6 protein-coding genes, 1 tRNA gene and 1 pseudogene are annotated in these 5,459 nt (G+C 65.3%); 4 read left to right on the forward strand and 4 right to left on the reverse strand.

Annotation, left to right across the window (positions count from 1 at the left end):
• A pseudogene (locus KBY74_RS13350) lies at window positions 1–123 on the reverse strand (photosystem II D2 protein (photosystem q(a) protein)); the annotation flags it as partial.
• Window positions 124–301: 178 nt separating this feature from the next.
• Between KBY74_RS13350 and KBY74_RS13355 the strand changes: the two are divergent.
• The 4 genes from KBY74_RS13355 to KBY74_RS13370 all read left to right on the forward strand — a co-directional run bounded on the left by KBY74_RS13355 (window position 302) and on the right by KBY74_RS13370 (window position 2,379).
• A complete protein-coding gene (locus KBY74_RS13355) occupies window positions 302–565 on the forward strand; it encodes a hypothetical protein (RefSeq protein WP_254943121.1) in 264 nt (87 codons plus the stop codon).
• 33 nt (window positions 566–598) lie between these two features.
• Window positions 599–1,282: an ABC transporter ATP-binding protein gene (locus KBY74_RS13360; RefSeq protein ID WP_254943122.1), complete on the forward strand. Its 684-nt coding sequence runs from the start codon at window positions 599–601 to the stop codon at window positions 1,280–1,282.
• A gap of 29 nt (window positions 1,283–1,311) precedes the next feature.
• A tRNA-Asn gene (locus KBY74_RS13365) sits at window positions 1,312–1,383 on the forward strand.
• A 270-nt stretch (window positions 1,384–1,653) separates the two neighbouring features.
• Window positions 1,654–2,379 carry a response regulator transcription factor gene (locus KBY74_RS13370; RefSeq protein ID WP_254935582.1) on the forward strand — a complete coding sequence of 242 codons (726 nt, stop codon included), beginning with the start codon at window positions 1,654–1,656 and terminating at the stop codon, window positions 2,377–2,379.
• On the opposite strand, the gene KBY74_RS13375 is transcribed toward KBY74_RS13370, so the two are convergent.
• The 3 genes from KBY74_RS13375 to KBY74_RS13385 all read right to left on the reverse strand — a co-directional run.
• Window positions 2,380–3,330 carry a DNA polymerase III subunit delta' gene (locus KBY74_RS13375; RefSeq protein WP_254943123.1) on the reverse strand — a complete coding sequence of 317 codons (951 nt, stop codon included), beginning with the start codon at window positions 3,328–3,330 and terminating at the stop codon, window positions 2,380–2,382.
• Complete coding sequence (tmk, locus tag KBY74_RS13380) at window positions 3,327–4,007, reverse strand: dTMP kinase (protein ID WP_254943124.1); 681 nt, start codon at window positions 4,005–4,007, stop codon at window positions 3,327–3,329. The genes KBY74_RS13375 and tmk overlap by 4 nt, the downstream gene beginning before the upstream one ends.
• The coding region (locus tag KBY74_RS13385) for a cation-translocating P-type ATPase (RefSeq protein ID WP_254943125.1) at window positions 3,997–5,459 on the reverse strand (1,463 nt) is incomplete at its 5' end. The genes tmk and KBY74_RS13385, both read right to left, overlap by 11 nt.

The following is a 5,459-nucleotide window of genomic DNA, read 5'->3' on the forward strand; positions in this document are numbered from 1 at the left end:
ATAGGCCGTGGGGAACAGGAGCAGACCAGACCACCCCACAAATACGAAGCGGTCGCGCTTGAGCCAGTCATCGAGGATGTCGAACCATCCCCGCTGCGGCGCGCGGCCTAAGGCGATCGTCATGAGAGCGGCTTCATGAAGCGTTACATCGGAATACTACGGGTCACAACCGTCAGGTGCGCAAACCCGTCGCAACGCTGAGCAGATTTACCTAGGGGCCGCCAGTTGCGTTTTGCCCAAGTCGCTTCTTGCACCATGGGGGACGGGATTCGCCACAGTGGGGCAAGCCCAACCCCCATCCATGTACGTAGTCGAGCTCTCCCTCAAGCTCAGCCCCATGCCTGTTGCCGTTCAGCGCAAGGAGTTGAACGATGCCCAGGTCCTCTACAACCAGGTGCGGCAGGTCCTCGAAGGCGATGGCCCCCGACTGCTGGAACTCACTTGCGAGAAGGAGGAGGAAAAGCGGATCACCTTGCTTTGCAGTGAAGTGGTTGCGGTGCAGCTGTACGAGAAATCAGCCATGGGTAGCGGCGGCAAGCGCCCCGGTTTCAGCTTCGACAGCTGAGCTGCCACGGCATCGCGCTGGAGCCACCCGGTCATGACGACTCCTCTAACCGTTGAGCGCCTGAGCTTCGCCTGGCCCAATGGCCGCCCGGCCCTGCGTCACTGCAACCTGCAGATCCCTAGGCCAGGGCTATGGATGCTGGTGGGCACCAATGGCAGCGGCAAAAGCACTTTGCTGCGGTTGATCGCCGGGCTGCTGGAGCCCCGCAGCGGCCGCATTCACGCTGCCGGCAAGGCCGCACTCGTTTTTCAAAACCCAGACCATCAGCTGCTGCTGCCCAGCTGCGCCAGCGACCTGCAACTAGGCCTGCCAGCAGATTTACGGGACGATGAACGGCGCTCCCGAGTGGCCGAATCCCTTGCCCAAGTGGGGTTAGGCGGTTTTGAAGAGCGGCCGATCCACACCCTCAGCGGCGGCCAGAAGCAGCGCCTGGCCATAGCCGGCGCCCTTGCCAGCGACGCCGATCTAGTGCTGCTGGATGAACCAACCGCCCTGCTAGACCCCGACAGCCAAAACGGGGTTTTGCAGTTGCTCTGGCAGCTCACCCACCGGCCCGCAGCCCCACTCACTGCCCTTTGGATCACCCACCGGCTTGAGGAGCTGCAGCACTGCGATGGCGCCGCCTTGATGGAGCACGGCTCCGTGGGGAGCTGGCAGAACGGACAGCAGCTAGCCCAGCGCTTGGCCCCCTTGCAGGGCGGCAGGGCCGAAGGGTAAGGTCTTCGAACCGGTTTGATCCGGCTTATTCCTCGGTAGCTCAGCGGTAGAGCGATCGACTGTTAATCGATTGGTCGCAGGTTCGAATCCCGCCCGGGGAGCTTATTCACCAAACCGCAGCCCTTGGGTTGCGGTTTTTTATTGCCCGCGCCGCAACAAAAAACCAGGAAGAAATCCTGAAGATCCGGCCAAAGATGACAGCGGCAGGGCTTGCCCCCACTGGCCTGAGTCAGGCGAACGGGCGCGATCAGCCCAAAAGAATCGTTTCAGCAAACCTTCAATCAGCGGCCGAGCTCACCCATCCGGGCAAAAATGGAGAAAATGCGCTGAAGTTCGCTGCGGCGGTAGCGATTGCTCCTCTACCTGATTCCATGAAGCCCTGCATCCTGCTGATCGAAGACGACAGCGACATGCGCGAGCTGGTGGCAGGCCACCTGGAGCATGGCGGCTTCGACGTACAGCGCGCCGAAGACGGCATCAAGGGCCAGGCTCTAGCCCTGCAATACAGCCCTGATCTGATCCTGCTGGATCTGATGTTGCCCAAGGTGGACGGCCTCACCCTCTGCCAGCGCCTACGGCGCGATGAGCGGACAGCCAAGATCCCGATCCTGATGCTCACGGCCCTCGGCAGCATCAAAGACAAGGTGAGCGGTTTCAATTCCGGCGCCGACGACTATCTCCCCAAGCCCTTCGATCTCGAGGAGTTGATGGTGCGGGTTAAGGCGCTGCTGCGCCGCAGCGACCATGCCCCCCTCTCCACCAAGCACAACGAAATCCTCAGCTACGGCTGCATCACCCTGGTGCCGGAGCGCTTTGAAGCCATCTGGTTTGACGAGCCGGTGCGCCTCACCCACCTGGAATTCGAACTGCTGCACTGCCTGCTGCAGCGCCACGGCCAAACCGTGGCACCTTCCCTGATCCTCAAGGAGGTGTGGGGCTACGAACCTGACGACGACATCGAAACCATCAGGGTGCACGTGCGCCACCTACGCACCAAGCTCGAGCCAGATCCCCGTAAACCCCGCTTCATCAAAACGGTGTACGGCGCCGGCTACTGCCTGGAACTGCCCAGCGAACGTCAAGCCCAGGCCAGCTGATCAGATCCCGGCCAACTCCAGCAGGGCCACTTCCCAGGCCAGCCGCGGCTGCACGTAGGCGCGCAGCTGGCTGCGCAGGCGTTCCAGACGCTGGAGCTGGGCCACCGGGGCCTGCCGCCTCCATAACGCCAGCTGCCACCAGCCAAGCAGCCATAGCTGTTGTTCAGCATCAAGGGCCTCGGCCAGATCCCTTGCCAGGGCCAGGGCCTGGAGGGGCTCCGCAGCTGCTGCCAAATCCAGCAACCTTGCCGCCAGCCCCTCAGGCAGGGCTGCCCAGGCCTGGCGGCAACGCAGCAGGCCCCCGGGCGAACCTGCGGCCAGCTCCAGCAGTTCAGGTGGATCGGCCGTTGGGGCGGGCTCACCGCAGCGCTCCAGCACCACCGCCAGCTGCTCGGAGCTGAGCCGGGTGAAGGGGATCTGCTGGCAGCGGGAGCGAATCGTAGTGAGCAGCTGCTCTGGCTTCGCCGCGATCAGGATCAACAGGCCCTCGCCGGGCTCCTCCAGGGTTTTGAGCAAGGCATTGGCTGCCCCCTCCGCCATCGCTTCGGCGTCCTCCAGCACCACCACACAACCCCTGGCTTCCACGGCCCGGCGGGATAAAAAGCGCGAAACGTCGCGAATCTGCTCAAGCCGCAGCTGGGGTGCAGCCCGGCGCGCCAAGCCCAGCTCCTCGGCCTTGGAAGCCGGCACCAACTGGCCTTTGTCCTGATAGGTGGGCTCCACCCAGAGCAGATCCGGGTGGTTTCCCTCCTGCAGACGCCGGCGGATACCGGCATCGCCCTGAAGCCCTGCCAACACGCCCTCCAAAAAGCGCAACGCCGCCAACCTCCGCCCGACGCCATCAGGGCCGGCAAACAAATAAGCCGGCGCAAGCCGCCCCTTAACCAAAGAGGCCTCGAGCAGGGCTACGGCCCTGGTCTGACCAAGCAGGTCCTCGAACAGGGCCGTCATGGGGGCGAACCAGCCGCAAGCTCGGCCACTAAGCCGCAGCAGGCTGCCGCCACCTGCTCCGGCGCCCCGGTGGCATCGACCCGCCGCCAGCCCCGCCCTGCGGCCAAGGCCGCAAAACCATCGATAACCCGCTGCAGAAAAGCCTCGCCGCTGGCCTCGATGCGATCGGCAGGGCGCTCACCGCGGCGTCGCAGGGATTCGGCCAGGGGCAACTCCAGCCACAGGGTGAGATCAGGCGCCAGGCCTCCTGTAGCCAGCTGCTCCAGCTGGGCGATACGGGCCAGGTCGAGGCCGCGGCCATAGCCCTGATAGGCCGCCGTAGAGCCGCTGTAGCGATCGCTCAGCACCCAATGGCCGGCCGCCAGAGCCGGCCGAATGCACTGCTCCACATGCTGGGCCCGATCGGCGGCGTAGAGCAGCAGCTCGGCCATTGGCTCCGGCGCCGCCTCACCGGGGGGGTGCAGAAGCAGCTGACGCAGGGCGGCCCCCAGGGCAGTGCCACCCGGCTCCCGGGTCACCAGCAGCTCGGCCCCGGTTGCCAGCAAGCCACTGGTGGGCAACCAGCGGCGTAGAGCATCGATCTGGGTGCTCTTGCCACAGCCATCGATGCCCTCAAGCACCACGAACCGACCTTGGGGAGCCACTGCCGGCTCTGACACCTGGAAATCAGCTGTCATGGTCCCTGCCATCCTGCAACAACAGGGCATTTGCCACCACCGTGATCGAGCTAAGGGCCATCAGCAGGGCAGCCAGCGGCGGGGTTAGCAATAGCCCAAAGCCGGGCAGCAACACACCGGCCGCCAGGGGCAGCACGATCAGGTTGTAACCAAAGGCCCAAGCAAGGTTTTGGCGCACCTTGGCCATGGTGCGGCGGGCCAGCAGCAGGGCCCGCACAATGCCGTCGAGCTGCTCGCCCATCACCACCAAATCGGCGCTGTCCTGGGCGATCTGGGTGCCCGTTCCAACGGCGATGCCAAGGTCTGCCGCAGCCAGGGCAGGGGCGTCGTTGATGCCATCACCCACCATCGCCAGGGCGCCGTAGGCCGGATGCTGCAGGATGCGCTCCAGCTTCTGCTCGGGCCGCAGTTCCCAGGCCAGCTCGGCCTCAGCCAGACCCAGCCTGCTGCCCAGCTGCTGCACCGGCTCACGCCGATCGCCACTGAGCAGGCCAAGCTCCAGATCCATGCCCCGCAGGGCTGCCAGCACCGCCGCCGCGTCCGGGCGGGGCTGATCATTGATTGCTACTAATCCGAGCAGGCCCAGCTGGTCGTCGGCCACGGCCAGCACGCTGGCACCGTGACACTCGAGCAGAGCCTGGCGAGCAAGCAATGGAGCTGAAGGCGCCGGCTCCACCCAGGCCAGCCGTCCAACCCGCAACCGCCTGCCCTCAACCAAGCCCGCCACGCCTTCACCGGCTGTGGTGTGGGAATCACCCAGCTCAAACAGCGCCAGATCACGGCGTTGGGCTTCCTGCAGCAAGGCCTGGCCCAGGGGATGGCGACTGCCCGCTTCAAGGCTGGCCGCAAGTTGCACCAGCCGATCGGCATCAAGATCAGCGAGGGGCTCCACCGCCGCCACCAAGGCACGCCCCAGGGTGAGGGTGCCGGTTTTGTCGAACAGCACAGCCTGGATCCGGGCAGCGGTTTCAATCGCATCACCACCGCGAAACAGCAAACCCTCCCGGGCAGCCTTACCGGTGCCCACCGTGATGGCGGTGGGGGTAGCTAGGCCCAAGGCGCAGGGGCAGGCCACCACCAACACCGCAATTGCTAATTGCAGGGCCAGGGCAAAGGGGGTTTCGGCGCTGGTGCCAAGTACCCCATGGCCGGCGTGCCCCCCGGCATGACCGGCGGTATGGGGGGAGTTGAGCACCTGGGGCCAGATCTCGGTGCCTAGCAACCACCAAAAAAGCAGAGTCGCCACCGCTATAGCCAGCACCACCAGGGTGAAGCGCCCGGCGATCCGGTCCACGAGGGCCTGAATTGGCGCCTTACGCGCCTGGGCACGCTCCACCAAATTGATGATCCGGGCAATGGCGCTGTCGGCCCCACGGCGACTCACCTCCCGCACCAGGGGCGCCTCCAAATTGAGGCTGCCGGCGGCGAGCTCGCTGCCGGCAGCGGCCTGCA

The organism is Cyanobium sp. A1C-AMD, from assembly GCF_024346495.1.
Taxonomy (GTDB): domain Bacteria; phylum Cyanobacteriota; class Cyanobacteriia; order PCC-6307; family Cyanobiaceae; genus Cyanobium_A; species Cyanobium_A usitatum.